Here is a 25,623-nt window from a genome sequence, read left to right as displayed (position 1 = left end):
GTTCCATTTGGAGTACCAAGATGGCCACCACCGCCGCCGTCCGCGACGACGAACCCGCGACGAAATTTGCCAAGGACCAGCTCAAATCCATCATCGAGCGCATCGAGCGGCTGGAGGAAGAGAAGAAGGCGATCTCCGACGACATCCGCGACGTCTATGCCGAGAGCAAGGGCAATGGCTACGACGTCAAGGCACTGCGCGCCATCGTGCGGATGCGCAAGCAGGACCCGAACGAGCGCGCCGAGGCCGAGACGATCCTTGAGACCTACATGCAGGCGCTGGGGATGATCTGAGCCGATGAGGCCGCGGCGCCACCAGTCGGGGTACCTCGTCCCACCCCAATTCGCAGCGCACCCAGCTTGGGCAAAATCCGCTCGTCTGCTAGAGTGCTCGGCGAAGGGACCGAGCAATGGATGTGCCTGGACCTGAGCGCAGACTCGCAGCGGTCCTCGCGGCTGACATGGTCGGCTTTAGTCGGCTCATGGAGGTGGACGAGGCTGGTACGCTCGCACGCCTCAAGACCCACCGGATCGAGCTCATCGATCCGGCCATTGCCAAAAATCACGGCCGCATCATCAAAACGACGGGCGACGGCATGCTCGTCGAATTCCATAGCGTCGTCGACGCCGTGCTGTGCGCTGCTGAGATTCAGAGCCGGATGGGGCGACGCAATGCCGACGTCCCGCCGCCGCGATGGATGCAATTCCGCATCGGTATCAATCTGGGCGACGTGATCGTCGACCAGAACGACATTTTCGGCGACGGCGTCAACGTCGCGGCACGGTTGGAGGCACTGGCCGAGCCCGGAGGTATCTGCATCTCGAGCGCGGTGCGCGACCAGCTCGGCCTGCGCCTTGATGGTGTTGCATTCGAGGATATCGGCGAGCAGAACGTCAAGAACATCGTCCGTCCAATCCGCGTCTACCGGATTCGACTGGAGAGTCCGGCAAGCGCATCAGACGGCACGAAGGGCACTGCAAAGGCGACGGACAAGTCGAAGAAGCCGTCCATTGCCGTGCTGCCCTTCGCCAACATGAGTGGCGACCCGGAGCAGGAGTTCTTTGCGGATGGTCTGACCGAAGACATCATTACCGAGCTTTCACGCTTCCACGACCTGTTGGTGATCTCCCGCAACTCGACCTTCGTGTACAAGGGCAAGGCGGTCAAGGTGCAGGACGTCGGCCGCGAATTCGGCGTCGATTATGTCATCGAGGGCAGTGTGCGAAAGGCCGGAGGTCGCGTCCGCGTCACCGTGCAGCTGATCGATGCGGAAACCGACCGGCACATTTGGGCCGAACGCTACGACGGCGAGCTCATGGACATCTTCGCCATCCAGGACGAGATGACCCGGGCGATCGCCGCCACGTTGCCCGGCCGCGTCGAGGCGGCGACGCACGATCGGGCGAATCGCAAGCCCACGGACAACATGGCGGCTTATGAATGCGTGCTGGCCGCCAAGGTCTTACACCATCGCTCCAATCGCGAAGACAATGCGCGGGCGCAACTTCTGCTCGACCGGGCGCTCGAACTCGATGCAAACTATGCTCACGCACACGCGTGGAAGGCGTGCGTCCTGGGCCAGACTTGGGTCTATAGCTGGTGCGCGGATCGCGACGCCACCTTCCAACAGGTGGCTTCAGAGCTGGAGACCGCGCTGGGCCTCGACGACAATGACAGCGACGTCCACCGCATCCTCGCGGCGCTCAATCTGAACCGCGACGACCATGACAGGGCCACCTACCATCAGGAGCGGGCGCTCGCGCTCAACCCGAACTACGATCTTGTGGTGGTGCAACAGGGCGAACTGCTGACCTGGCTGGGCCGGCCTGAAGAGGGCATCGACTGGATCAAGAAAGCGATGCGGCTCAACCCGTATCACCCGGAACGCTTCTGGAGCCATCTCGGGCGCGCCTATTATTGTGCCGAGAAATACGCCGAAGCCGCCGAGGCCTTCTCACGGATCACACGCCCCGATCACACCCATCACGCGTTCCTTGCGGGGATCTTCGCGCAAATGGGCAACGCGATTGCTGCTGGCGCGCACGCGGTCGAAGTTCTCAAGCGTGAACCGGCATTTTCGGTGGCCAATCATCTCTCTACCCAGCATTATAAGCGAGACGTTGATCGTCAGCGCTATCAGGCGGGCCTTCTCCGGGCAGGCCTGCCGGCTTGATCTGGGGCACAGCGGAGACCGATTGGTGATCCATCGAGGGTGAAACTGTGACTGCTCCGACGCTGCCGCGCGAGGTGAGCCGTGCCTTCGACGCCTTCCCGGCGCCGATCAGCAAGCGGCTGCTCCAGGTGCGTGCGCTGATCTTCGCGACCGCCGCGGCGCAAGAGGAGGTCGGTCGGCTCAGCGAAACCCTCAAATGGGGGGAGCCTGCTTATCTGACCGACGAGACCGGCAGCGGCAGCACGATCCGGCTCGGGCGCATCAAGGAGTCCGAGCACGCCGCCATCTTGTTCAACTGCAAGACGACGCTGATCGATACGTTCCGCGAGCGCTTTGCCGATCAGTTCGAGTATCGGCAAACCAGGGCTTTGCTGTTGCCGGTGTCGGGCGCGCTGCCGAAGCGGCCGCTATCCGTCTGCCTGTCGCTGGCGTTGACGTATCATCTGGATCGCCGGGCCAGGAAAGCCAGATAGAAACCGCGGACTTGTAGTCCGGATGGACCCAACGGGTCGGCGCGAAGCGGCGCCCGATGACAAGCTCCGCGAAATCCGGGATCTCGCAGCGAGCGTTGCATTCCCGGATTGCGCTGGGGGCAACGCGGTTGCTGCTGGCACGCAGCCTCAATCCGCAGGATTGTCGGTCTCCGTCTCAATTGCCGCGCCTGCGTTGGGAGTCTCGTCGGGCCTGCGCCCGCTTGTTGGCCTGCGAGACTCTTCCGATTGTTTCCGGTGGGAGTTTCTTGATCCGGTGACGGCTTGGGATGGACCGCATGCCGTCATGCGAAGTTGGAGTTGTCTGCGGTCGCACAAGGCAAGCGCGAAGGCCACAATGCGCGGTTGGAATGCGCAGCGATACCGGGTGATTACCCGTTGGAAGTGGAGGAGTCCTCCTTAGTGCAGATGCGCACCAAGATTTGGAAAATCCGAACTGTGTGAGGGGAAAGATCTCAGCGCAGCGCGGCGGTGCGGACCACGAATGATGTCGTCTCGAGTTTCGCGGTCGCACTGCCCGTAAAGCTGTCGCAGGACAGGCCTTGCATCGGATCGTCGGCAAAACCCATGGCGATCACGGCCTGCGGCTTGACGAAGTAGGCGCGCATTGCGGCCATGTCGAGCTCGCCCATCAGCGTGACCGACATCGCACGGCTGGCGCTCGGCGACAGCATCACGATCTTGAGCCAGATGCTTTCGCCCTTGGCGGCGGAGAGCCGGGTCGCGGTCGCGACCATGCCATCGATGCGCTTGCCGACAACCGTGTTGATCTCGGTCGCGGGCGCTAGGTTGCGCGCCGCGGAGGCGGGACGGGCGGAGCGCGGGATCGGAGCGGAGGCGGCGACGACGTTGGCGCGGTCGACCGGCGCCGCGGACGCCGGCGCATAGGCCAGCGCCTGATAGGCGGCGTTGGAGACGCTCGCGGTCGGCTGCGGATCGGTGGCAGCGGCAAGTGCCTGGCGGGCTTTCAGCGCAGCCACTTGGGCCGGCGTTGCCTGTTGCGGCGTGGCCGGGGCGTCCCAGAAGCCGCGGGCGTTGATGATGTCGGCCGGGGTCTCGAGCTTTGCGTCGGCAGATTTGCCGGTGGCCGGCTTTTCAACCACGGGCGCGGGCTTCGGCTTGGGCGGCGCCAGGAGCTGCGCATCGGCCGAAGCGAGCTGGAACGTCGCTGCGATCGACGGCTTGGCGCGCGGCGTCGGCACCGGATCGGCCGGCTTGACTGCGGAGGCGACCACGGTCGGCGCGGCGGGCTTCGCGGCCGGGGCGGGCGCGCCCTCGTCATCCTCGTCGCTGCTCGTGGCGGCCGGGGCCGGCTTGCCCTTGAACAATGCGACAAAGAAATTCGGCTTGCTGCCGGCGTCGTCGCCGCTTCCGCGGCGCTCGATGTCGGCCTTGGCAAGCTCATAACCCTTCAGCGGCGTGCCATCGGTCGGGACATGGACGGTGCGGCCGTCCGGGAAGACGCGGGCGAGCTGGTCATGCGTCATGCGCGGCCAGTGCCGGATGCTGCCGGTGTCCAGATGCACGAAGGGCGAACCGGAGGTCGGATAGAAGCCGACGCCGCCGCGCTGAAGGCGCAGGCCGGCAAAGCGGATTTGCTCCAGCGGCACGCCCGGAATGTGGAAGTCCATCGCATGTCCCAGCATGTGCTGGCTGAAGCGCGCCACCCCGGAGGAGCGGCGGCGGAGCATGGCGTTGGTGGCGGGCGAGCGGTAGGAGGAGATGATCTGGATCGGCTGCTTGGCATCGACGTCGCGATACACTTCCCAGAGGATGTCGAAGAGGTGACGGTCCATGACCGTCTCGTCCTGGGTGCGCCAGTCGCGCAGGAAGTGGTTGAGCTGCTTCAGCGCCGCTTCGTCGTAACGCCCGTCGCGCTTGAAGGTGACGGTAAGGTCTTCGCCGGAATGGGTGTGGTGGAAGGAGAGCGTCTTGGTCTCGTTCAGCGCGGCCGCATTGTGAACTGAACCTGCGGCAGCAAGCAGCAATACGGCAGCGAGGCCGATCCGAGAGCCGGCCTTCACTCCCGCATGGGACAACGACAGCGCAGCGAATTGGCGTGCGATACCAGTCAGCACGTTAGAGCCCACCCAGTCGACCAGCGTTCAAAATGGACTCTCCCGCTAACCCCGTTAGCACGCGAAAGAGGGTGAACGCTTTCTTAAAGCGAGAAGGTTAACTTGAGGTTGACCTTCCTGCCCCCAAACCAAGTCAGACTACAATCCTAACCGGGTGAGTGTGGCAAAAAAACGCCCGCTGCCTGAGGTCGGGTGGAGAATGGTTAACGTTAAGCGACCCCATCCAGAGAATGAGGTCGCTGATTTTGTTGCTGAATTTCAGGAGTTAGGTCCCAGTCGGGGCCGGTCTCAGCGGGTGAATACCCGCTGCTGCTGCGGTCGGCGACCGACCGGAGCCGGCGGCGGAGTCGGAGCTCCGAACAGCCGCTCGAAGAAATTCAGGCCGGACGAGCCGCCATTGTTGGCTGCCAACACGCCGTTCGGCAGCGTCGTTGCCGGGCGTGAATAGCTCGGCTGGGAATGCGCGACGACGTTCTCGAGATCCTTGCCGCGGCCGTTCTTCAGGATGTTGATCATGGTCGCGTCGCGGCCATAGACGTCCTTGCGGAATTGCAGCTTGCCGCCATCGTCCACGAATGCGGTCTGGTAGGTGATGTTGACCGGGATCGGGGTCGGGAATTTCAAGTCGACTTCGCCCTTGCCGTACATGCTGCGCACCCGCTCCGGCGTGTACTTCTCGTTCGGCAGCGCGATGTTGAGCAGGATGGAGGCGTACTGATCCGGGTTCTGCACGCGCATGCAGCCATGGCTGAAGGCACGCTCGTCCCTGGCGAACAGGTTCTTGTCCGGCGTGTCGTGCTGATAGACCAGGAACTTGTTCGGGAAGTTGAAGCGGATGCGGCCGAGCGCGTTGGCTTCACCCGGCGGCTGCGAGATGTGCACCGAGCCGTCGCGGTTCTGTTCGAGCTTGAGGCCCATGCGCTGGAGCACGGTCGGGTCCTGCTGAAGCGCCGGCAAATATTCGTTGTAGACGATCGACGGCGGCACGTTCCAGGTCGGATTGACCGTGATGTACTTCATCGTCTCGGTGAGCAGCGGGGTCGCATGCGTGCCCGGCTTGCCGGTGACGACGCGGGTGGTCCAGACCTGCTGCCCGCGCTGCATCACCTTCAGCGTGTAGTCGGGGATGTTAAGGATGACATAGGCGTCGCCCAGCGCGGGAACGCCGAGGTCGCGCGGCAGCCAGCGCCAGCGCTCCATATTCACCAGCACCACGTCGATCTGCTTGTCGCGCTTCGGCGTGTTGATCGCCTTGACCGTCTTGTCATCGAGGATGCCGGTCGCCTTGATCTCGGCGCCGTTCTGGAATTTGCGCACGGCTTCGGCGACCGCAGCGTCATAGCGCGTGTCGCTGGCGTTCTCGGCGAGGCCGAGCTTGGCGCGCAGCTGCGGCACGCGCGGATCTTCAACGACGATTTCAGCCCGCTTCTTGCCGGCCGGGGTGTACTTCAGCGCCGGACCGTCGGCGATCTCGATCACCGGGCCGTTGCCCTGGCCGCGGAGCTCCGCGAGCTTCGCCTTCAGCTCCTTGTAGAGCTTCTGCGGCGGGTTATAGCTGTCGAGGGCCGCGGAGGCATCGGTCGCGGTCGTGACCTTGGCGAGCACGTCGCTCGGATCGGTCGGGTGTTCCGGATAGAGGATGTCGCCGCTGACCTGCGACCAGTGCATGCGGCCGCTCTGGGCCTGGCGCGCATAGTCGAACATGCTGGCGGTGAGCTTGAGCTCGGCATCGGCGAGTGCATCGGGCGTCGTGGCGGCGGCAAAATCCGGCAGCTGGTAATCGGCGGGATTGAGACCGTCGGACGCCGCATCCTTCAGCCGTGCGATCACGCCCTTGGCTGCAGGGGTCAGGCTGCCGCCCTGGGTCCAGACCGGCGCGAAGTCGCGTGCACCGTAAAACTTCTCGATCGCCGCGCGCTCGTTCTTGCGGTCGAAATGGCGCGAGGTCTTGGCGCCGATGATGTCCTTGAGCTTGTCGGCGACAGGCTGATCGGCGGCGGGAACGTTGCTCGCGGCCTTCACCGGCTCTGAGGCCGGGGTTGCTGCGACCGCAGGTGCCGAGGGAGCGGTCGGCGTTGCGGTTGCGGTGTCGGCCTTGACGGGTTCAGTCTTCGCGGATTCAGACTTCGCGGGTTCAGACTTGGCCGTCTCGCTCTTCGGCGCCTCTGCCGGGGGCGTGGTGGCGACATCGGAAGGCTTGCTCTCAACCTTATCCTTATCGGGGGCCGGTGCAGCTTCGGCCTTCACGGCCTCCTTGGCCGGTTCCTGAATAGCGGCGGTGGTGTCGAGCTTGATGTCGGATGCGGTCGGGGGCGGGACGTTTGCGGGTTCGGGGCGCGGGATCGCAGCTTCGATCGCAAGCTCGGCAGCGCTGCTGCGCGCCTGATCCTGCGCCAAGGCTGAGCTGGCCGATACCGTGAGGAAGGTCGCAGCGACCGTCATCAAGACACGGTCAAAGCCTGCACGGTGGTTCAAACAGTCACGCATTGTGTCGCACCCCTCGGGTGAACTGTCCCTCGTGGAACAGCTTTGTTATCGCCTAATGAGCTTCGGCTAAACCGCGCCGGCCTCTCGAAAGTTGCACGCCTGCACGCAACGATTCTTACGCAGACGATATACAGGCCCCGATTTCGCAGCCAGCGCTACCCGGGACAACTCACGACAAACTGACTTCAAGGAAGCCTTTTGGCAACGGATTGTGCGCTTCTGCCAGGCGCTTTTCCCTGTGTCTGTCACTTCCAAGTCACGGTTCACCGCGCAGTCGAATTCCGTCGTCATGCGAACGGCTTACAGTCGTCTCGCGCCGCCCGCACGAACCTCCGTTCGCGTCAGGCTCAGTGCGTCTCCTCACCGCTTTTGCCGCCATGGCCGGGAACCCCGGCTTCGTCGAGTTTGCGGTAGAGGGTGGACCGGCCGATTTTGAGGCGGCGGGCGACCTCGGACATCTGCCCGCGGTAATGGGAGATCGCGAAGCGGATGATCTCGTTCTCGATGTCCTCCAGCGGTCGGACCTCGCCGGTCGCGGTCAGCATGGAGAGGGCACCCGCCAGGGGCAGCGGCGCGATCGGTATTTCATTACCCGACACGACGGAGGGGACCGCCATCGGCTCCAGCATCAGCGGCGCGGTCGGAATGTCGGTTCCCGGATGTGACTGCGAGCCGAGCAGGGGGAAGTCGTCAAGGCCAAGCTGGTCGCCCTCGCTCATCACCACGGCGCGGTAAACCGCGTTTTCGAGCTGGCGGATGTTGCCGGGCCAATCGAGCTGGGCGAGGTGCGCAACGGCCTCGCCGCTGATGCCGGTGATGGAGCGGTTTTCCTCGGCGGCAAAGCGCGCCAGGAAATGCCTGAGCAGATGCGGGATGTCCTCGCGCCGGGAGCGCAGCGAGGGGATCGTCAGCGGCAGGACGTGAAGGCGATAGAACAAATCTTCCCGGAAGTGTCCCTGCTTGACCCGCTCCAGCAGCCTGCGGTTGGTCGCCGAGATGATGCGGACGTCGACCTTCACGGGCTTGCGGCCGCCGACCGCCTCGACAGCGCCTTCCTGGAGCGCGCGGAGCAGCTTGACCTGCGCGGTCAGCGGCAGCTCGCTGACCTCGTCCAGAAACAGCGTGCCGCCATGGGCTTCGACGAACTTGCCGGTGTGACGCTCGGTGGCGCCGGTGAAGGCACCCTTCTCGTGACCGAACAGGATGGACTCAACGAGGTTGTCGGGGATCGCGCCGCAATTGACTGCGACGAACGGTTTTGCCTTGCGCTCGCCGCTGCCATGGATGGCGCGCGCGAACATCTCCTTGCCGACGCCGGACTCGCCTTCGATCAGCACGGGGATCGAGGAGTTGGTTGCTTTCTGCGCTGCGTGCATCACGCCCGCCATCGCCTCGGCGCGGGTGATGATGTCGGAGAAGGTCAGCCGGCCCTCGCGGCTGTGACGGATGCGCTGCAATTCGCCCTTGAGCGCGGACGAATTGAGCGCGTTGCGAAGAGAGACCTGGAGCCGCTCCAGGCCGACCGGCTTGACCACGAAATCGGCCGCGCCCGCGCGCATTGCCGAGATCACGTTGTCGATGCCGCCATGGGCGGTCTGCACGATAACGGGGATGCTGAGGCCCGCTTCGCGGATTTTCGCCAGCACGCCCATGCCGTCGAGGCCGGGCATCACGAGATCGAGGATGACGCCGTCGATAACGGGCGCATCGGGGGCGGTGAGGACGGCGATCGCGGCGTCGCCGGAATCCACGACGATCGTCTCATAGCCGCATTTCTGCACCATGTTTTCGACCAGCCGGCGGGCTACAGCGTCGTCGTCGGCGATCAAAATACTGGCAGCCATGGTGTTCCCCGCACGCTACTACTATCTGTCTCGAATCGGGGCACTCTGGCCGAAGCCGATTAACGCACTCTTAAATCTTGATGCCCCCGCCCGCTGTCGCGATTGTTGAACACAGGTTTCCCACACAATGAATTCGCGCTCCAAGTTTGCAGTTAAGAAATCCGCCGCTAGCAAGCCCGCTCTCCGCAAGCCGAACACCAGGAAATCCGCAGCCAAGGTCAAGTCCTCCAAACCGTCGCTTGCCAAGCCCTCGCTCGCCAAGTCTTCACCCGCCAAGCCTGCGAGCAAGACCGGCAAGCTTCCGGAGTGGAACCTCGCCGATCTCTATACCGGGATCGATGCGCCGGAAGTGGCGCGCGATCTCGCAAAGATGGATGCCGATTGCGTCGCGTTCGAGACGGACTACAAGGGCAAGCTCGCAACAGGAACAGCAAAGGAAGATGGCGGAAAATGGCTCACTGAAGCCGTGCGACGCTATGAGGCGATCGACGACCTCGCCGGCCGTCTCGGCTCCTACGCCGGTCTCGTTCATGCAGGCGACAGCGTGGACCCTGCGATTTCAAAGTTTTACGGCGACGTTTCCGAGCGGCTGACGGCTGCATCGACGCATTTGCTGTTCTTCGCGCTCGAGCTCAATCGTGTCGATGACGATATATTGAACCGCGCGATGCAGGCCGCCGAGCTCGCGCACTACCGTCCCTGGATCGAGGATCTGCGCAAGGAGAAGCCGTACCAGCTCGACGACAAGCTCGAGCAGCTCTTTCTGGAGAAGTCGCAGACCGGCTATTCCGCCTTCAACCGGCTGTTCGACCAGACCATCTCGGGCCTGCGTTTCAAGGTCGGGACCAAGGAGCTCGCAATCGAGCCGACGCTCAATCTGCTGCAGGACCGCGACGGCGCCAAGCGCAAGACCGCGGCCGAGGCGCTCGCAAAGACCTTCAAGGCCAATGAGCGCATCTTTGCGCTGATCACCAACACGCTGGCCAAGGACAAGGACATCTCCGATAGCTGGCGCGGCTTCAAGGACGTCGCGGATTCCCGCCATTTGAACAACCGCGTCGAACGCGAAGTGGTGGATGCGCTGGTCGCCTCGGTGCGCGCGGCCTATCCAAAATTGTCGCATCGCTATTACGCGCTGAAGGCACGCTGGTTCGGCAAGAAGCGCCTGGCTTCCTGGGACCGCAATGCGCCGCTGCCTTTCGCGGCGACCGACGTCATCGGCTGGCCCGACGCGCGGAACATGGTGCTGACGGCCTATCGTGGCTTCTCGCCTGAAATGGCTGATATCGCCGAGCGCTTCTTCACCGATCGCTGGATCGACGCGCCGGTACGCCCGGGCAAGGCACCGGGCGCGTTCTCGCATCCGACCACGCCATCGGCGCACCCTTACGTACTGATGAACTACCAGGGCAAGCCGCGCGACGTGATGACGCTCGCCCATGAGCTCGGCCACGGCGTGCATCAGGTGCTGGCGGCCAGGAACGGCGCGCTGATGGCGCCGACGCCGCTGACGCTGGCGGAGACCGCAAGCGTGTTCGGCGAGATGCTGACCTTCCGGCGGCTGCTGGCGCAGACCAAGAACCCAAAGCAGCGCCAGGCGCTGCTCGCCGGCAAGGTCGAGGACATGATCAACACCGTGGTGCGGCAGATCGCGTTCTATTCGTTCGAGCGCGCGGTCCACACCGAGCGCAAGAACGGCGAGCTCACCGCGACGCGGCTCGGCGAGATCTGGCTGTCGGTGCAAGGCGAGAGCCTGGGGCCGGCAATCGAGATCAAGGCGGGCTACGAGAACTACTGGATGTACATCCCGCACTTCATCCATTCGCCGTTCTACGTCTACGCCTACGCGTTCGGCGATTGCCTCGTGAACTCGCTCTACGCCGTCTACGAGAACGCCGCCGAGGGCTTTGCCGAGCGCTATCTCGACATGCTCGCCGCCGGCGGCACCAAGCATTATTCCGAGCTGCTACGGCCGTTCGGGCTCGATGCCAAGGACCCGAAGTTCTGGGACGGCGGCCTCTCGGTCATCGCCGGCATGATCGACGAGCTGGAAGCAATGGGCTGAGGCGGGCGGACGAGTCACCTCGATACAGGGCGCCCGGTCGTGCGTGGACCGGTGACGGAGGGCGAGCGTTGTGGCGACGATGATCGATCAGGGCTGTGCGGCTCTCGCGCCGAGCTTTCGCGCCAATCGGAATTCCAAATGACCTGATTTGCCGGAAAACCGCGCCTGCCTCCCGTTGCCCTGCCCGAAAGTTTGCGGTATCCCAACGATGAATTCGACTTTCGACTGGGGACAATTGATGGCTGATCATAGCGAAGTGGCGTACAGCACCGCCGACGGCAACGACTACGTTGCCCACGAGCAGACCTACGAGGGCTTCATCAAGCTGGTGAAGTACGGCACGATCTCGGTCGCGCTCATCGTGATCCTGATGGCGATCTTCCTGACCTGACTATCGCCGGCTGCATCCGCCAGCGCCGGCGGCTGCTCATAAAATTTGCACACAATCCGGTTCCAAAACCGGTATCCAACGTTGCGGGAGTAACGCTAAGTTCGCGTGCGCGCTTTTCCCGCGTCGCCGGAGGGCCTATGAAGATCGCCGTTGCCAAGGAAATCGATCCGTCGGAGCCGCGCGTTGCCGCTTCGCCGGATACGGTGAAGAAGTTCAAGGGGTTGGGCGCCGAGATCGCCGTTGAGCCGGGCGCCGGCCTCAAGTCGGGCCTGCCGGATTCCGAATTCACCGCCGTGGGGGCCACCGTCAGCGCCGACGCGCTGAAGGACGCCGACATCATCATCAAGGTGAAGCGCCCTGAAGCCTCCGAGTTGGCGCAGTACAAGCGCGGCGCGCTCGTCATCGCCATCATGGACCCCTACGGCAATGAGGCGGCGCTGAAGACGATCGCCGATGCCGGCGTCTCTGCCTTCGCGATGGAATTGATGCCGCGCATCACGCGCGCGCAGGTAATGGACGTGTTGTCCTCGCAGGCTAATCTTGCCGGCTACCGTGCCGTGATCGAGGGCGCCGAAGCCTTCGGTCGCGCCTTCCCGATGATGATGACCGCGGCCGGCACCGTGCCTGCCGCCAAGGTGTTCGTGATGGGCGTCGGCGTCGCCGGTCTCCAGGCGATCGCGACCGCGCGCCGGCTCGGCGCCATCGTCACCGCGACCGACGTGCGGCCGGCGACCAAGGAGCAGGTGGAATCGCTCGGCGCGAAATTCCTCGCCGTCGAGGACGAGGAATTCAAGAACGCGCAGACCGCCGGCGGCTACGCCAAGGAAATGTCGAAAGAGTATCAGGCCAAGCAGGCCGCGCTGACCGCCGAGCACATCAAGAAGCAGGACATCGTGATCACGACGGCACTGATTCCGGGCCGGCCGGCGCCGAAGCTGGTCACGGCCGACATGGTCAAGTCGATGAAGCCGGGTTCGGTGCTGGTCGATCTCGCCGTCGAGCGCGGCGGCAATGTCGAGGGTGCAAGGCCGGGCGAAGTCGCCGACGTCGATGGCATCAAGATCGTCGGCTACACCAATGTCGCCGGCCGCGTCGCGGCGTCGGCCTCCAGCCTCTACGCGCGCAATTTGTTCAATTTCATCGAAACGATGTTCGACAAGACCAACAAGGCGCTGGCCGTGAATTGGGACGACGAACTCGTGAAGGCGACCGCGCTGACCAGGGACGGCGCCGTGATTCATCCGAATTTCCAGCCGAAAGCGTAAGGAGAGCCGCCATGGAGCATGTTGCACAGGTCGTTGACCCCTTCGTCTTCCGGCTGTCGATTTTCGTTCTCGCCGTCTTCGTCGGCTATTTCGTGGTGTGGTCGGTGACCCCGGCGCTGCATACGCCGCTGATGAGCGTGACCAACGCGATCTCCTCGGTGATCGTGGTCGGCGCGCTGCTGGCGGTCGGCGTCGGCATGATCTCGAGCGGCTCCGGCTGGGCGCGCGGCTTCGGTTTCGTCGCGCTCATCTTTGCCTGCGTGAACATCTTTGGCGGCTTCCTTGTCACCCAGCGCATGCTGGGGATGTACAAGAAGAAGTCGAAGTAAGCGGCCACCTCGGGCTGAAGGGATCAATGGGGACCTGAGATGAACGCCAATCTCTCTGCATTCTTGTATCTCGTGGCGGGGGTGCTGTTCATCCTGTCGCTGCGCGGGCTGTCGAGCCCGGCGTCGTCGCGCCAGGGCAATCTGTTCGGCATGATCGGCATGGGGATCGCGGTCGCAACCACGCTCGCCAGCCATCCGCCGGCGGACGGCGTCGCCTGGATCCTCGTGATATCAGGTATCGCCATTGGCGGCGCGATCGGCGCGGTGATCGCCCGCCGCGTGCCGATGACCTCGATGCCGGAACTGGTCGCCGCCTTCCACTCTCTGGTCGGCATGGCCGCGGTGCTCGTCGCTGCCGGCGCATTCTACGCGCCCGAAGCCTTCGACATCGGCACCCCCGGCAACATCCATCCACAGAGCCTGGTCGAGATGTCGCTCGGCGTCGCCATCGGCGCGCTGACCTTCACCGGTTCGGTGATCGCGTTCCTGAAGCTGTCCGCACGGATGAGCGGTGCGCCGATCATCCTGCCGTTCCGCCACATCATCAACATCGCGCTCGCGATCGCGCTCGTCGTCTTCGTCGTCGGGCTGGTGATGTCGGGCAGCGCGCTCGACTTCTGGCTGATCGTCATTATCGCGCTGGCGCTCGGTGTACTCATGATCATCCCGATCGGCGGCGCCGACATGCCGGTCGTGATCTCGATGCTGAACTCCTACTCCGGCTGGGCGGCTGCCGGCATCGGCTTCACTCTCGGCAATTCCGCACTGATCATCACCGGCGCGCTGGTCGGATCGTCGGGCGCGATCCTGTCCTACATCATGTGCCACGCGATGAACCGGTCCTTCATCTCGGTCATCCTCGGCGGATTCGGCGGCGAGACCGCTGCGGCCGGCGGTGGCGGCGGCGAGCAGAAGCCGGTCAAGCTCGGCTCGGCCGACGACGCGGCCTTCATCATGAAGAACGCTCAGAAGGTCATCATCGTGCCCGGCTACGGCATGGCAGTGGCGCAGGCCCAGCATGCGCTGCGCGAAATGGGTGACATCCTGAAGAAGGAAGGCGTCGAGGTGAAATACGCCATTCACCCGGTCGCCGGCCGCATGCCCGGCCACATGAACGTGCTGCTTGCCGAAGCCAACGTGCCCTATGACGAGGTGTTCGAGCTCGAGGACATCAACTCCGAGTTCGCGCAGGCCGACATCGCCTTCGTGATCGGCGCCAACGACGTTACCAATCCGGCAGCCGAAGACGACAAGACCTCGCCAATCTACGGCATGCCGGTGCTCCAGGTCTGGAAGGCCGGCACCGTGATGTTCATCAAGCGCTCGCTCGCTTCGGGCTATGCCGGCATCGACAATCCGCTGTTCTACCGCGACAACACCATGATGCTGCTCGGCGACGCCAAGAAGGTCACCGAAAGCATCGTCAAGTCGATGTAGCGCGGAAGGAAATGGGCCGTGGCCAAAGCGACGCGCGGGCAGCGCGTCGCTTGGCACGCCGCTCACAAGGCGACGTTACGGTTGCCGCGACGTTCCGGCGAGCCTCCAACGCGATGTCATGAAATTGCTGCGGAGTTGTCGCAAGTCCTGAACGGGGACGGGGCCGCGTCATCATGACCATCGTCAAGTGGATCGCCATCCTGTTCGCGGCCGTTTATCTCGGCGGTGTCCTCGTGCTGTATGTCAGGCAGCGCGAGATGCTGTTTCCGATCCCGCCCGTCGGTCGCACCGCGCCGGATGCCGCAGGCTTGCCCGAGGCCGAAGAGCACGTCCTGACCACCTCCGACGGCGAGAAGGTCATCGTCTGGCACGTGCCGGCGAGGCCCGGCCGCCCCGTGATCCTGTATTTCCCGGGCAATGGCGATTATCTCGCCGGTCGCGTCAGCCGCTTCAAGGCCATGACGGCGGACGGCACCGGTCTCGTCGCGCTGTCCTATCGCGGCTATGCCGGCTCGAGCGGTGCGCCGAGCGAGGAGGGCCTGCTGCAGGATGCAGCGGCCGCCTACGCCTTCACCACTGCACGCTATGCGGCGGAACGAATCGTCGGCTGGGGCTTTTCGCTCGGGACCGGCGTGGCGGTCGCGATCGCCTCGCAGCATCGGGTTGGAAAACTCATCCTGGAAGCTCCCTATACGTCGACGGTCGACATTGCTGCTTCATCATTCTGGTTCGTTCCGGTGCGCCTGCTGATGCGAGATCCATTTCATTCCGATGAGCGCATCCCGCGCGTCACTGTGCCGCTATTGGTGATGCATGGCACCAATGACCTTGCCATTTCGATCGTGTTCGGAGAGCGTCTGTTCGCGCTCGCGCATGAACCGAAGCAGTTCGTTCGCTTTGCGGGCGGCGGACACGATAATCTCGATGCTTTCGGTGCGATCGAAACGGCGAGGCGCTTCATTGCTTCCTAGACGGCTTGTTGTTCGGTGCGGGAGCGGGTTCATCGCCGCGATCCTGGTCGTGTTGTTGCCGCAGCACGCATGGGCGGCGACCGGGCTCGACGGCGCGGCGATGCGCTGGCCCTATGCGCTGCCCTTTTGCGGCCTCCTGCTGTCGATCGCGCTCGGCCCGCTGCTGTTTGCACGGTTTTGGCACCATCATTACGGCAAGATCGCCGCGGCCTGGTCGCTGCTGGCACTCGCCTCGCTCGTCATCTTGGCCGGGAGCATGGCGGCGCTGGCGGCACTCGTCCACGCCATGCTCGCCGAATATCTCGGTTTCATCGTGCTGCTGTTCTCGCTCTATGTCGTGGCCGGGGGCGTTCTCGTCACGGGCGACATCAAGGCGACGCCGGCGGCGAATGCCGGCATCCTCGCGCTCGGCACGCTGATGGCGAGCGTCGTCGGCACCACGGGGGCAGCCATGATCCTGATCCGGCCTTTGATCCGCGCCAACCGGCCGCGGCGCCACAACGTCCATGTCGTCATCTTTTTCATCATCCTGGTTGCCAATGTCGGCGGCGCGCTGAGCCCGCTCGGCGATCCCCCGCTGTTCGTCGGCTTCCTGCATGGCGTCGACTTCTTCTGGACCACGCGGACCATTTGGCTACAGACGGCGATCGTTGCCGGACTGCTGCTCGCGATCTTCGTTGCCATCGACGTCTGGCGCTTCCGCAGCGAACCCTTGCCCGGCGACGCCGGCGCCGCGAAGCCGGTCCGCATCCGCGGCCTCGTCAACCTGGTGCTGATCGCAGCCATCGTCGCGAGCCTGCTGGCCTCGGCAACGTGGAAGCCTGGCATTGCCTTCGACATTCTCGGAACCAGGCTGGAGCTGGAAGACATCGCCCGCAACGCGGCGCTGCTGGCGATAGCGGCCCTGTCGGTGTGGTTGACGCCGGACGAGCACAGGCAAGCCAACGGCTTCACTTGGGAGCCGATTCGCGAAGTCGCAAAACTGTTCGCCGGCATTTTTGTCGCGATCATCCCGGTCATCGCCATGCTCAATGCCGGCCATCACGGTGCCTTCGCCTGGCTGTTGTCGGCCGTGACGGCGCCGGACGGCACGCCGCGCGAGGTTGCCTATTTCTGGTTCACCGGCCTGATGTCGGCGTTCCTCGATAATGCGCCGACCTATCTGTTGTTCTTTGAACTCGCCGGCGGCGAGCCGCAGGTGCTGATGCATGAGCTGTCGGGCACGCTTGCGTCCATCTCCATGGGCGCGGTCTACATGGGCGCGCTCACCTATATCGGCAATGCGCCGAACTTCATGGTGAGCAGCATCGCCAGCGAGAACGGCATCGAGATGCCGAGCTTCTTCGGTTATTTCGTGCGTGCCAGCGCGGTGCTGATCCCGCTGTTCCTGCTGCTGACGCTGCTGCCGCTCGCGCCGATCCTGCACTTGCTTTGAATCTGCCGACCGATTTGCCACTGCTCGCCCAAGGTGCGATGAATATCGTCGCACCCTGGGCTTTTCGTTTGAGCATGATCCTTTCGGAAAGCCGCGATACATTTTTCCGGATCGTGCGCGAAGCAGTTGGAGCCGATAGATGAGCGCGCATAGTCCGATGCCCCGGTCGGCCTGGATCTTTCCGGCCCTGGCTGTGCTGTTGTTTGCAGCCGTCAGCGCGACGGGCTATGTGTTCACGCTGTCGTTTGGCGGGCTCTTCTTCGCCATCGTGCTCCTCGTCATCCTGTTCGGCACCGTCTTTGCCGCGGTTCATCATGCCGAAGTGATCGCCGAACGGGTCGGCGAACCCTATGGCACGCTGGTGCTGACTCTCTCGGTGACCATCATCGAGGTGGCGCTGATCACCACGATCATGCTGGGCGACAAGCCTGCCCCCGAACTGGCGCGCGACACCGTGTTCGCCGTGGTCATGATCGTCTGCAACGGCCTTGTCGGGCTCTGCATCTTCATCGGCGGCCTGCGCTATCGCGAGCAGGGCTTTCAGCTCTCCGGCGCCAACGTCTATCTCAGCGTGCTGTTCGCGCTCGCGACCATCACCCTGATCATGCCGAACTACACGACCACCACGCCGGGCCCGGTCTATTCGGCGATTCAACTCGGCTTCGTCGACGTGGTTACGCTCGCGCTGTATGGGGTGTTTCTCTACACCCAGACCGTGCTGCACAAGGATTACTTCGTTCACGAACGGGGGGATGGCAGGAGCGGCGAGGCGCATCTGTCGGGCCGGACCTTGGTGCTCAGCGTCGTGCTGCTGCTGATTGCGCTGCTGGCGGTCGTGCTGCTGTCCAAGAAATTCTCGCTGGTGGTCGACGCCGTTGCGGCCAGGATCGGTGCGCCGCCTGCCTTTGCCGGACTTCTGGTCGCGCTTTTGATCCTGCTGCCGGAAGGCGTCGCGGCCGTCTCGGCGGCGCGCAAGAACGACCTTCAGAAGAGCATCAACCTCGCGCTGGGCTCGTCGCTGGCCACCATCGGGCTGACCTTCCCGGCCGTCGGTGTCGCTACCTATGCGCTCGACAAGGAACTCAAGCTCGGTCTCAGCGCCCAGGGCAGCGTCCTTTTGCTCCTGACCTTCTTCCTGAGTATGCTGACCTTCGGTACGGGCAGGACCAATGTTCTGTTCGGGCTGGTCCATATGGTGGTATTTGCCGTCTACGTGTTCATGGTTTTCGTGCCCTGAACCAGTTTTCGGGATCATGCCCCAGGAGAGTTCCGATGCTTGCCGCCAAGTCCGAGGTTCAGGTCGACAATGAGCAGGTTCGGGTGACGGAGTGGCGGCTCGCTCCAAACAGCGCCACCGGGCATCACACCCACGGCATGGACTACGTCATTGTTCCCGTCGTCGCGGGGGAAATGACCATCGTGGCGCCCAATGGCGAGCGGTCCAAGGCGCAGCTTGCGGCTGGAAAATCCTACTTTCGCAAGGCGGGCGTCCAACACGACGTGCTTAACGAAACCGCAACCGAGATCGTGTTCCTTGAGATCGAGCTGAAGCCGTAAGTCCGGCGTACTTCTTTGCCATTGATCCGTCGCAGTTGATCCCTCACTATGCCTCAAAGTTCCCGCATCAGATCGCGCGGGGAGTGGCCGGAATGCTGAAATACGTCGCTAAAATCTCGATGGACATCTTCCCCTCGGTGCTCGCAACGATCATCGGGGCATACATCGTTAATCACTACATCAACGCCAAGCCGGCGGCGGATGCCCCTGCGGCCGTGATGGCGCCTGCCGAGGCCGGCAAGAACGGCAAGCCCGCCGATGTGGCCAACCTCCCGGCGCACGGCGTCAAAGCCAAGGGCATCTCCGAGAAGAGCGTGACGGACAAGCCGGCGGCCGAGAAGACTGCCGAGCAGCCGGGCGCTGAGCCCAAGACGACTGAGAAGGCGACTGCGGACGTAGCGCCGGCCGAGCCCGCCCCGCGCGGTAAGACGTCCGCGCGCGAGAAGGCGGTCGCCAAGTCCAACCCGGCTGTCACGGCACCCGCTCCCTCCGCCCCGGTGGTGGAGGCCAATTCGGCGCCGGCTGCTGCCGCTCCGGCTGCAACCGCCGATGCCAACGATCTTGTGCGCGCTGCGATCGAGCGCCTGCGCAAGTCGCCTGAGGGCAAAGCGATTGAGGCCAAGTCCTTCGAGACGAAGTCCTTCGAGACCAAGCCTTCCGAAACTAAATCTTCCGAGACCAAGTCTTCCGAAACCAAGTCGGTCGAGAGGACCCAGGAGCCTGTCGTGCGGGAAGCCGCCCGCACCCCGGAAGCCCCGCGTATTATCCCCATGGACCCGTCGATGGTACGGCCGTTGCCGCCCCCGATCACGGTCTCGACGACGCCCGCACCCGAGGCCTATGGCAATGGTGGCTCGTCGCAGGCGAGCCCGCCCTACACGGCCTCGGTCGGCAACGAGAACCCAAATCGGTTGACGCCGCCGGCTGATATTCCGGTCCCGATGATCGCGCCCCCGCTCGACCTGCGCGCCGATGCCGGCGCGTCCATGCCGCGGCCGAAGACCAATGTCGCCGACGACATGCTGTCGGGCGTCAAGTCCATGTTCCATTCCGTTCTACCGAAGAGCGACACCCCGGATTAAGACGGGGCCTGCGCTGCGCCAGAATCGTCAGCCGCCGACGCGGGCGAGGCCGCTGCGGGCGGCGTCGTCGCGTGGACGAAGCGAGACCGCCTTGGTGTAGGACGCCGCCGCCTTGGTCCTGTCGCCCAGCCTTTCATAGGCTTGTCCGCGTGTGCTCCAGACCTGGGCATTGTGCGGATCGGCCTCGGAGGCCTCATCCAGATCGGCCGCAGCTTCCTTGACCTTGCCGAGGGCGAGATAGCTGATGGCGCGGCCGAGCAGCGGCTCGACCTTCTGCGGGTTGAGTCCGCTCGCGGAGCTGAAATCGGCGATCGCGAAGTCGTGCTGGTTTTTGCTTTGGTAGATCAGGGCGCGGCCATAGAGCGCCTGCGCATTGTAGGGATCGAGCCCGACCGCGAGATTGAATTCATCGAGCGCGGCCGCCGTCTCGCCGGACTTTGCCAAGGCCTGGGCCTTTGCCGTATGGGCCTGGGCTTCGCTGACGTTGTTGGCGCTGACCACGTTCTCAGCCGTCGTGGCAGTCTTGGGCGCCTCCTGCGGCTTCTCCTTCTCCGGCATCAGCGATCCCAGATCGAAGGAGCAGCCGCAGAGTGCAATCCCCGTCAAGGCCAGCGCGAGCGGCTGCTGCCAGATCAGGCGGAACCGCGCCAAGCGGCGCTTGGGGAAAGGGGAGGCCATCTACGGTTCGCTCGCGCCGGTGCCGCATCGGTAGTGCCCCGTCCCAGAAAGGCACCGCTCACAAAACAATAACGCGGACCAGGGGCCCGCGTCATCGAAAACTGTAGTCTTTTCAGGTCTGGTAAATCAGCGCGGTCCGCGCGGACCAGCACTTGCACCAGCGCCAGCACCCGGGCCGCCACGACCGCCACGATCACCGCCGGGGCCAGCGCCGAACACCGGCTTCGGCTTCATCGGCAGCAGGCCTTCGCGCTGCAGCTTCTTGCGGGCCAGCTTGCGCGCGCGGCGCACGGCTTCGGCCTTTTCGCGGGCCTTCTTCTCGGAGGGCTTCTCGTAGTGACCGCGGAGCTTCATCTCGCGGAAAATACCCTCGCGCTGCATCTTCTTCTTCAGCGCCTTGAGGGCTTGATCGACATTGTTATCGCGGACGAGAACCTGCACGCGGCATCCTCTTCAGTGGATCGGATTTGAATTCTGGTAAGTCAAAGGGGATGGCGAAGACGCGCAAGCCCTTAACCTTGAGGGCGCGGATGTATCAGACAAAACTGGGGATGTCCACCGACCAACCGCGTTTTCGGGCCAAGTTCAGCCATCAAATGAGGCAAAATACCACTGTGCGGCCCTGATTTGGGAGATTTGACGCCAAGGGCGGGGCCGTTCCGGAGCTTGTTCCGGAATCCTTGAAAGCAGGGGACGACACATGGATATGAAAAAATACGCGGCCGAGGCTATCGGCACCTTTTGGCTCACATTCGCAGGTTGCGGGAGCGCGGTGATCGCAGCCGGCTTTCCGCAGGTTGGTATCGGTCTGGTCGGTGTTTCCCTCGCATTCGGGCTGAGCGTGGTCACCATGGCCTATGCGATCGGCCACGTCTCCGGCTGCCATCTCAACCCGGCTGTCACGGTCGGTCTTGCTGCCGGCGGGCGTTTTCCGGCCGGACAGATCCTGCCCTATGTGATCGCGCAGGTGGCCGGCGCGATCGTGGCCGCGTGGCTCCTCTATGTCATCGCAAGTGGAGCTCCCGGCTTCGACGTCAGCAAAGGATTCGCGTCCAACGGTTACGACGCCCATTCGCCCGGCCAGTACAGCATGATCGTGTGCTTCGTCACCGAGGTGGTGATGACCATGATGTTCCTGTTCATCATCATGGGCGCCACCCATGGCCGTGCGCCCGTGGGCTTTGCGCCGCTGGCGATCGGGCTCGCGCTGGTGATGATCCATCTCGTCAGCATCCCCGTCACCAACACCTCGGTGAACCCGGCGCGCAGCACGGGTCCCGCATTGTTCGTCGGCGGCTGGGCGACAGCGCAGCTCTGGTTGTTCTGGGTTGCGCCACTGATCGGCGGCGCGCTGGGCGGGGTGATCTATCGCTGGCTCAGCGACGAGCCCACCGGCGTCGTCGCGGGCGCGAAGACGGCGTAATTGCAAAGCGGGATCGCGGCATGCGCCGCGGTCCCGTTACTTGCCGGTCGTGGGTCGCACTTCGGTGACGTGGCCCATCTTGCGGCCGGCGCGCGGCGCGCCCTTGCCGTAGATGTGCACGGTCGCGCCTGGCACGCTCAGCCACTTGTCGTAGTCTTTGATCTCGTCGCCGATCAGATTGGTCATGGTGACGACCTCGCCGTGGCGCACGGGCTTGCCGAGGGGCCAGCCGGCAATGGCGCGGATATGCTGCTCGAACTGCGAAATTGACGCACCGTCGAGCGTCCAGTGTCCGGAATTGTGCACGCGCGGAGCGATCTCGTTGACCAGCACCTTTGTTCCGGTGCCGTTGGCGAGCACGAACATCTCGACGGCGAGCACGCCGACATAATCGAGCGCGCTCGCGATCTTGCCGGCGATGCTGCGCGCTTCCTCGGCGAGCACGTCCGGGATCCGGGCGGGCGCACGGGAAATCTTCAGGATGTGATCGCGGTGCTCGTTTTCAGTGACGTCAAAACACTCGACCTGACCTGTGGCCGAACGGGCGGTGATCACGGAAATCTCGCGCTCGTACGGCACGAAGGCTTCCAGGATCGCTGATTTGGTGGCGAGACTGGTCCACACTTTCGCGATGTCGTCGCCCTCGCGGATGATGGCTTGGCCCTTGCCGTCATAGCCGAAGCGGCGGGTCTTCAGCACCGCCGGAAGGCCGATCCTGACGATCGCCTCGCGCAACGACGAGACCGAGGTGACGTCGGCATAGGCTGCGGTGCCGATGCCGAGCCGCGTCACGAAATCCTTCTCGGCGAGCCGGTCCTGGGTGGTCTCGAGGATCTTGCGGTTGGGCAGCACGGGGCGCCGCGCATCCAGCACCATCGCGGCCGCGGACGGCACGTTCTCGAATTCATAGGTGATGACATCGACGTCGTTGGCGAACAGCTCGAGCGCTTCGACGTCGGCATATTCGGCGCAGGTCGCGTTCAGGACGACGTCGAAGGCCGGCGAGTCCGGATCGGGCGAGAACACCTGGCAGCGCAGGCCGAGCCGGGCCGCCGCCATGGCCAGCATCCGCCCCAATTGTCCGCCGCCGAGGATGCCGATGGTGTCGCCGGGCTTCAGCTTCACCTGCTTTGCGTCAGTCACGCCTTGTCCTCCGGACGCTCGGCAACCGCCTCGGTCTGCGCCTTGCGCCAGGCGGCCAAGCGATCGGCCAAGGCCGGGTCGGACAAGGCCAGCACGGCAGCCGCCAGCAGCGCCGCATTGATGGCGCCGGCCTTGCCGATGGCGAGGGTCCCGACCGGGATGCCCGCAGGCATCTGGACGATCGAATAGAGCGAATCAATGCCCCTGAGCGTCCTGGATTCGACGGGAACGCCGAACACGGGCAGTTCCGTCAGCGCCGCCGCCATGCCGGGCAGGTGCGCAGCGCCACCCGCGCCGGCGATGATGACCTTGTAACCGGCCACCTTGGCGCCCTTGGCGAACGCAAACAGCCGGTCGGGGGTGCGGTGGGCCGAAACGATGCGGGTATCGGCGGCAACGCCGAGCGCTGCAAGCGTGTCGGCGGCATGCCGCATCGTGTCCCAGTCCGACTGGCTTCCCATGATAACGGCGATCGGCGCGGTCATGACGTCAATTGTGCTCGAAAAACAGAAAGATAGGCCAGATTAACGGTTCCGGCCGGCGGCTCGCAAGGCGGTGGCAAGGAGAAGCGAATGCACTATCCTGTCTTGGTGAATCCCCGCAAGCCTTCATTGAGCAGGATGCCCATGAAGAAACCAAAAACGGCGAGCGCTGCGAAGGCTAAAAAGGGCCTGAAGACCAGCGCCAGCCGCGCCAAAGCTGCCCCCAAAAGCCCGGCCAAGCGCCCGGCCAGGCGTTCGATCAAACCGTCGGGGCGCGAAGCGTCGGCCGATGACGGAGCTAAGACGGCCATCAAGACGGCCATCCGCAACCTCCGGAGCAAGCTCAAGGGGGCGCTGCGGCGGGTCGCGGAACTCGAAGCCGCCGCCGACACCGACTTCCTGCTCGAGATTCCGAACCGGCGCGGCTTCGAGCGCGAGCTCGCGCGCGCCGTCGCCTACATGAAGCGTTACCGCGCCAGCGGCGCGCTGATCGTGCTCGACGTCGATCGGTTGAAGCCGATCAACGATTCCTTCGGCCATGCCGCCGGCGACGAGGTGCTGAAGGCGATTGCCACAACGCTGGCGCGGCAGATCCGCGCCTCGGACGTGGTCGGCCGGCTCGGCGGCGACGAGTTCGCGCTGCTGCTCTGGAATCTCAGCGAGACCGACGCCAAGGCGAAGGCCGCGGCCTTCGAGGAGGCCATCGACGAATTGTCCTTTGTGTTCCACGGTCAGCACGTGAGCGCGGGCGCCTCTGCCGGCGTCGCCCTGCTTGGCATGCAGTCCGACGCCGCGCGCGCGCTGGAGGAGGCCGATGCCGCCATGTATGTGCGCAAGGCGCACCGGCGGCATGAACCGGGCATCAGGCTCGTCAGCAGCTGATTTCAGAGCGTGCCGAGGTCTTCCGGTACATTGCCGAAGCGGCGGAGCAGTTTGGCGTCACCGAATTCGCCGGTCATGGGATTGCCGCTGCGGCTGAACGCGACCGCGCCGATGTGGCCGGCGCTGTGCGACATAATTTCGGCGCGCCGTAACGCGGCCGCCGAGGTCTGGCATTCTTCGGCCGCACCTGCGACCGGCGATCCGTCGTCGTCGGTCAGGAAGGGTAATGCTACGTAATAGGTGACATCGGACATGGTCGGCTCCGATAGCTGACAGCTCAGGCGGCGCTGCTCTTGCTCCGCATCGTGCTGCGTGAGGACTCCGGAATGCAGCCGGCGGAAATCGCCGCCCGCAATTCTTCGAGCTCGGCCTCCAGATATTCATTGGCCATGATCAGCGCCTTGATGGTGCTGCGCAGATTGCCGTCGCACATGGCGATCGCCTGATCGCAGGCTTGTTCATAATGGCTGTTGTCGAGAAGGGCGGTTGCCGTCATCTGCGTTTTCCTTGGCATTTTCCTGGGGCGCTCGGTGCCAAAATGTTCTTATTTTGTTCCTTTGGAGTCAAGCGGATTCACGTGCGGCGGGCCGCCGCAAAGCCATTCCCTGTGGATCAGGCGATGATATCCGGCGTGATCTGATCTTCGATGAACGCGATACGGTCGCGCAACAACAGCTTGCGTTTCTTCAGCCGCTGTAACCGCAACAGGTCGGGGGCGGGCGATTGATGCAGTGCATCGATCGCCGCATCGAGATCTCGGTGTTCCTGGTGCAACCGGGCGAGCTCGGATTCGAGTTCGCGCTCGTCTTCATTGGTCATGTTTGCGGTGGCCGAAAAACCGATAGGCGTGAGAGAGATTAAGGCTGTGGATGCCCTGTGGAAATTATCGTCCTTGCGCGGCGTGATCGCAAGCGATCTGCGACCGTCGCTCGCCGATCTCCCGCGACATATTTCTGCGGCTTGCGACGGCGCTGCGCAAGCACGTTGATATCATGGATTTTTCCCGCGTGGTTCCCTTGCTCACGCTTCGTTACATATGAATTTTCAAAAATGACGGTGCGACGACGGATACCCATCGACAGAACGAATCGGTGATGTAGACTTCCTTGTCCGGATCGAATCCTAAAGGTTCAAACTACCGAGGAGGTTTCGAATGACAATTCAGGCACATCTCGTTGAATTGGAGCGGAAGCACAAAGTTCTCGAAAACGAACTGCACGAAGCTCTCGTGCACCTTTCAACAGACGACCTGCAAATTGTTGAGTTGAAGCGCCGGAAGTTGATGGTCAAGGACCAGATCGAGCGTCTCAGGCACGGCGACACGCTCCACTAGTAACCCCGTAATAGCGTAAAATTGATCGTACCCTTTCACGCAGGGGTGAGAGCCTGTGCGCTCATCCTTGCGGCAAG

26 protein-coding genes are annotated in these 25,623 nt (G+C 63.8%); 16 read left to right on the top strand and 10 right to left on the bottom strand.

Annotated features, from left to right (window positions below):
• Window positions 1-20 precede the first annotated feature (20 nt).
• The 3 genes from ABIB00_RS24395 (at window position 21) to ABIB00_RS24385 (ending at window position 2,646) form a co-directional block, all read left to right on the top strand.
• Window positions 21-293 (top strand): DUF2312 domain-containing protein, encoded by a 273-nt coding sequence (locus ABIB00_RS24395; protein WP_247343070.1) that lies wholly within the window; start codon window positions 21-23, stop codon window positions 291-293.
• 116 nt (window positions 294-409) lie between these two features.
• The gene (locus ABIB00_RS24390) at window positions 410-2,173 is read left to right on the top strand and encodes an adenylate/guanylate cyclase domain-containing protein (RefSeq protein WP_247343074.1); all 1,764 of its coding nucleotides are present in this window, start codon (window positions 410-412) and stop codon (window positions 2,171-2,173) included.
• A 47-nt stretch (window positions 2,174-2,220) separates the two neighbouring features.
• Complete coding sequence (locus ABIB00_RS24385) at window positions 2,221-2,646, top strand: DUF1801 domain-containing protein (RefSeq protein WP_354106116.1); 426 nt, start codon at window positions 2,221-2,223, stop codon at window positions 2,644-2,646.
• 473 nt (window positions 2,647-3,119) lie between these two features.
• Here ABIB00_RS24385 and mepK read toward each other — a convergent pair whose 3' ends face one another.
• From mepK to ABIB00_RS24370, 3 genes are all read right to left on the bottom strand, one after another.
• Complete coding sequence (gene mepK, locus ABIB00_RS24380; RefSeq protein ID WP_247343079.1) at window positions 3,120-4,742, bottom strand: peptidoglycan L,D-endopeptidase MepK; 1,623 nt, start codon at window positions 4,740-4,742, stop codon at window positions 3,120-3,122.
• 288 nt (window positions 4,743-5,030) lie between these two features.
• A complete protein-coding gene (locus ABIB00_RS24375) occupies window positions 5,031-7,229 on the bottom strand; it encodes a L,D-transpeptidase family protein (RefSeq protein WP_354106115.1) in 2,199 nt (732 codons plus the stop codon).
• A gap of 347 nt (window positions 7,230-7,576) precedes the next feature.
• Complete coding sequence (locus ABIB00_RS24370) at window positions 7,577-9,073, bottom strand: sigma-54-dependent transcriptional regulator (RefSeq protein WP_354106114.1); 1,497 nt, start codon at window positions 9,071-9,073, stop codon at window positions 7,577-7,579.
• Window positions 9,074-9,200: 127 nt separating this feature from the next.
• Between ABIB00_RS24370 and ABIB00_RS24365 the strand changes: the two genes are divergently transcribed.
• From ABIB00_RS24365 to ABIB00_RS24320, 10 genes are all read left to right on the top strand, one after another.
• Window positions 9,201-11,138: a M3 family oligoendopeptidase gene (locus tag ABIB00_RS24365; RefSeq protein ID WP_354106113.1), complete on the top strand. Its 1,938-nt coding sequence runs from the start codon at window positions 9,201-9,203 to the stop codon at window positions 11,136-11,138.
• A gap of 238 nt (window positions 11,139-11,376) precedes the next feature.
• Complete coding sequence (locus tag ABIB00_RS24360; protein ID WP_247343096.1) at window positions 11,377-11,529, top strand: aa3-type cytochrome c oxidase subunit IV; 153 nt, start codon at window positions 11,377-11,379, stop codon at window positions 11,527-11,529.
• A gap of 137 nt (window positions 11,530-11,666) precedes the next feature.
• Window positions 11,667-12,794, top strand: a complete 1,128-nt coding sequence (locus ABIB00_RS24355) for a Re/Si-specific NAD(P)(+) transhydrogenase subunit alpha (RefSeq protein ID WP_354106112.1) — start codon at window positions 11,667-11,669, stop codon at window positions 12,792-12,794.
• An 11-nt stretch (window positions 12,795-12,805) separates the two neighbouring features.
• A complete protein-coding gene (locus ABIB00_RS24350; RefSeq protein WP_247447502.1) occupies window positions 12,806-13,123 on the top strand; it encodes a proton-translocating transhydrogenase family protein in 318 nt (105 codons plus the stop codon).
• A 39-nt stretch (window positions 13,124-13,162) separates the two neighbouring features.
• Window positions 13,163-14,560: an NAD(P)(+) transhydrogenase (Re/Si-specific) subunit beta gene (locus ABIB00_RS24345; protein ID WP_354106111.1), complete on the top strand. Its 1,398-nt coding sequence runs from the start codon at window positions 13,163-13,165 to the stop codon at window positions 14,558-14,560.
• A gap of 173 nt (window positions 14,561-14,733) precedes the next feature.
• Window positions 14,734-15,531 carry an alpha/beta hydrolase gene (locus ABIB00_RS24340; RefSeq protein WP_354106110.1) on the top strand — a complete coding sequence of 266 codons (798 nt, stop codon included), beginning with the start codon at window positions 14,734-14,736 and terminating at the stop codon, window positions 15,529-15,531.
• Window positions 15,485-16,966 carry a sodium:proton antiporter gene (locus ABIB00_RS24335; RefSeq protein ID WP_354106109.1) on the top strand — a complete coding sequence of 494 codons (1,482 nt, stop codon included), beginning with the start codon at window positions 15,485-15,487 and terminating at the stop codon, window positions 16,964-16,966. The genes ABIB00_RS24340 and ABIB00_RS24335 overlap by 47 nt, the downstream gene beginning before the upstream one ends.
• A gap of 139 nt (window positions 16,967-17,105) precedes the next feature.
• Complete coding sequence (locus tag ABIB00_RS24330; protein WP_354106108.1) at window positions 17,106-18,203, top strand: calcium:cation antiporter; 1,098 nt, start codon at window positions 17,106-17,108, stop codon at window positions 18,201-18,203.
• 35 nt (window positions 18,204-18,238) lie between these two features.
• Window positions 18,239-18,523 (top strand): cupin domain-containing protein, encoded by a 285-nt coding sequence (locus ABIB00_RS24325; protein ID WP_247447506.1) that lies wholly within the window; start codon window positions 18,239-18,241, stop codon window positions 18,521-18,523.
• Window positions 18,524-18,615: 92 nt separating this feature from the next.
• Window positions 18,616-19,605, top strand: coding sequence for a hypothetical protein (locus ABIB00_RS24320; RefSeq protein WP_354106107.1), 990 nt, complete (start codon window positions 18,616-18,618; stop codon window positions 19,603-19,605).
• Window positions 19,606-19,632: 27 nt separating this feature from the next.
• Here ABIB00_RS24320 and ABIB00_RS24315 read toward each other — a convergent pair whose 3' ends face one another.
• Window positions 19,633-20,283, bottom strand: coding sequence for a tetratricopeptide repeat protein (locus ABIB00_RS24315; RefSeq protein ID WP_354106106.1), 651 nt, complete (start codon window positions 20,281-20,283; stop codon window positions 19,633-19,635).
• A 126-nt stretch (window positions 20,284-20,409) separates the two neighbouring features.
• Window positions 20,410-20,724, bottom strand: coding sequence for a 30S ribosomal protein S21 (rpsU, locus tag ABIB00_RS24310; RefSeq protein ID WP_007614218.1), 315 nt, complete (start codon window positions 20,722-20,724; stop codon window positions 20,410-20,412).
• A 259-nt stretch (window positions 20,725-20,983) separates the two neighbouring features.
• Between rpsU and aqpZ the strand changes: the two genes are divergently transcribed.
• A complete protein-coding gene (gene aqpZ, locus ABIB00_RS24305) occupies window positions 20,984-21,706 on the top strand; it encodes an aquaporin Z (protein WP_354106105.1) in 723 nt (240 codons plus the stop codon).
• A gap of 36 nt (window positions 21,707-21,742) precedes the next feature.
• Here the strand turns inward: aqpZ and ABIB00_RS24300 are convergent, their stop codons facing one another.
• A complete protein-coding gene (locus tag ABIB00_RS24300; RefSeq protein ID WP_354106104.1) occupies window positions 21,743-22,849 on the bottom strand; it encodes a 5-(carboxyamino)imidazole ribonucleotide synthase in 1,107 nt (368 codons plus the stop codon).
• Window positions 22,846-23,334 (bottom strand): 5-(carboxyamino)imidazole ribonucleotide mutase, encoded by a 489-nt coding sequence (gene purE, locus ABIB00_RS24295; RefSeq protein ID WP_247343133.1) that lies wholly within the window; start codon window positions 23,332-23,334, stop codon window positions 22,846-22,848. Before purE ends, ABIB00_RS24300 begins: the two co-directional genes overlap by 4 nt.
• Before the next feature lie 141 nt (window positions 23,335-23,475).
• On the opposite strand from purE, the gene ABIB00_RS24290 reads away from it, so the two are divergent.
• Window positions 23,476-24,213 (top strand): GGDEF domain-containing protein, encoded by a 738-nt coding sequence (locus ABIB00_RS24290; protein ID WP_247447511.1) that lies wholly within the window; start codon window positions 23,476-23,478, stop codon window positions 24,211-24,213.
• 2 nt (window positions 24,214-24,215) lie between these two features.
• Here the strand turns inward: ABIB00_RS24290 and ABIB00_RS24285 are convergent, their stop codons facing one another.
• The 3 genes from ABIB00_RS24285 to ABIB00_RS24275 form a co-directional block, all read right to left on the bottom strand.
• Window positions 24,216-24,467, bottom strand: coding sequence for a hypothetical protein (locus tag ABIB00_RS24285; RefSeq protein ID WP_247343141.1), 252 nt, complete (start codon window positions 24,465-24,467; stop codon window positions 24,216-24,218).
• A 23-nt stretch (window positions 24,468-24,490) separates the two neighbouring features.
• A complete protein-coding gene (locus ABIB00_RS24280) occupies window positions 24,491-24,709 on the bottom strand; it encodes a hypothetical protein (protein WP_247343144.1) in 219 nt (72 codons plus the stop codon).
• Window positions 24,710-24,825: 116 nt separating this feature from the next.
• Window positions 24,826-25,032 (bottom strand): YdcH family protein, encoded by a 207-nt coding sequence (locus ABIB00_RS24275; protein ID WP_247343148.1) that lies wholly within the window; start codon window positions 25,030-25,032, stop codon window positions 24,826-24,828.
• A 334-nt stretch (window positions 25,033-25,366) separates the two neighbouring features.
• Between ABIB00_RS24275 and ABIB00_RS24270 the strand changes: the two genes are divergently transcribed.
• Window positions 25,367-25,546, top strand: a complete 180-nt coding sequence (locus tag ABIB00_RS24270; protein WP_247343151.1) for a YdcH family protein — start codon at window positions 25,367-25,369, stop codon at window positions 25,544-25,546.
• Window positions 25,547-25,623 lie beyond the last annotated feature (77 nt).

This window comes from Bradyrhizobium sp. LB14.3 (assembly GCF_040547985.1).
Lineage (GTDB): Bacteria > Pseudomonadota > Alphaproteobacteria > Rhizobiales > Xanthobacteraceae > Bradyrhizobium.
Note: the sequence above shows the minus strand (reverse complement) of the source record. Positions and strands in the feature narration are given on the sequence as shown.

Excerpts from the sequence above, each read along its gene's own strand:
- ABIB00_RS24395 (WP_247343070.1), top strand. The coding sequence starts at position 21 with ATGGCCACCACCGCCGCCGTCCGCGACGACGAACCCGCGACGAAATTT.
- ABIB00_RS24390 (WP_247343074.1), top strand. The coding sequence starts at position 410 with ATGGATGTGCCTGGACCTGAGCGCAGACTCGCAGCGGTCCTCGCGGCT.
- ABIB00_RS24375 (WP_354106115.1), bottom strand. The coding sequence starts at position 7,229 with ATGCGTGACTGTTTGAACCACCGTGCAGGCTTTGACCGTGTCTTGATG.
- ABIB00_RS24370 (WP_354106114.1), bottom strand. The coding sequence starts at position 9,073 with ATGGCTGCCAGTATTTTGATCGCCGACGACGACGCTGTAGCCCGCCGG.
- ABIB00_RS24365 (WP_354106113.1), top strand. The coding sequence starts at position 9,201 with ATGAATTCGCGCTCCAAGTTTGCAGTTAAGAAATCCGCCGCTAGCAAG.
- ABIB00_RS24360 (WP_247343096.1), top strand. The coding sequence starts at position 11,377 with ATGGCTGATCATAGCGAAGTGGCGTACAGCACCGCCGACGGCAACGAC.
- ABIB00_RS24355 (WP_354106112.1), top strand. The coding sequence starts at position 11,667 with ATGAAGATCGCCGTTGCCAAGGAAATCGATCCGTCGGAGCCGCGCGTT.
- ABIB00_RS24350 (WP_247447502.1), top strand. The coding sequence starts at position 12,806 with ATGGAGCATGTTGCACAGGTCGTTGACCCCTTCGTCTTCCGGCTGTCG.
- ABIB00_RS24345 (WP_354106111.1), top strand. The coding sequence starts at position 13,163 with ATGAACGCCAATCTCTCTGCATTCTTGTATCTCGTGGCGGGGGTGCTG.
- ABIB00_RS24340 (WP_354106110.1), top strand. The coding sequence starts at position 14,734 with ATGACCATCGTCAAGTGGATCGCCATCCTGTTCGCGGCCGTTTATCTC.
- ABIB00_RS24335 (WP_354106109.1), top strand. The coding sequence starts at position 15,485 with ATGCTTTCGGTGCGATCGAAACGGCGAGGCGCTTCATTGCTTCCTAGA.
- ABIB00_RS24330 (WP_354106108.1), top strand. The coding sequence starts at position 17,106 with ATGAGCGCGCATAGTCCGATGCCCCGGTCGGCCTGGATCTTTCCGGCC.
- ABIB00_RS24325 (WP_247447506.1), top strand. The coding sequence starts at position 18,239 with ATGCTTGCCGCCAAGTCCGAGGTTCAGGTCGACAATGAGCAGGTTCGG.
- ABIB00_RS24320 (WP_354106107.1), top strand. The coding sequence starts at position 18,616 with ATGCTGAAATACGTCGCTAAAATCTCGATGGACATCTTCCCCTCGGTG.
- ABIB00_RS24315 (WP_354106106.1), bottom strand. The coding sequence starts at position 20,283 with ATGGCCTCCCCTTTCCCCAAGCGCCGCTTGGCGCGGTTCCGCCTGATC.
- aqpZ (WP_354106105.1), top strand. The coding sequence starts at position 20,984 with ATGGATATGAAAAAATACGCGGCCGAGGCTATCGGCACCTTTTGGCTC.
- purE (WP_247343133.1), bottom strand. The coding sequence starts at position 23,334 with ATGACCGCGCCGATCGCCGTTATCATGGGAAGCCAGTCGGACTGGGAC.
- ABIB00_RS24290 (WP_247447511.1), top strand. The coding sequence starts at position 23,476 with ATGAAGAAACCAAAAACGGCGAGCGCTGCGAAGGCTAAAAAGGGCCTG.
- ABIB00_RS24285 (WP_247343141.1), bottom strand. The coding sequence starts at position 24,467 with ATGTCCGATGTCACCTATTACGTAGCATTACCCTTCCTGACCGACGAC.
- ABIB00_RS24280 (WP_247343144.1), bottom strand. The coding sequence starts at position 24,709 with ATGACGGCAACCGCCCTTCTCGACAACAGCCATTATGAACAAGCCTGC.
- ABIB00_RS24275 (WP_247343148.1), bottom strand. The coding sequence starts at position 25,032 with ATGACCAATGAAGACGAGCGCGAACTCGAATCCGAGCTCGCCCGGTTG.
- ABIB00_RS24270 (WP_247343151.1), top strand. The coding sequence starts at position 25,367 with ATGACAATTCAGGCACATCTCGTTGAATTGGAGCGGAAGCACAAAGTT.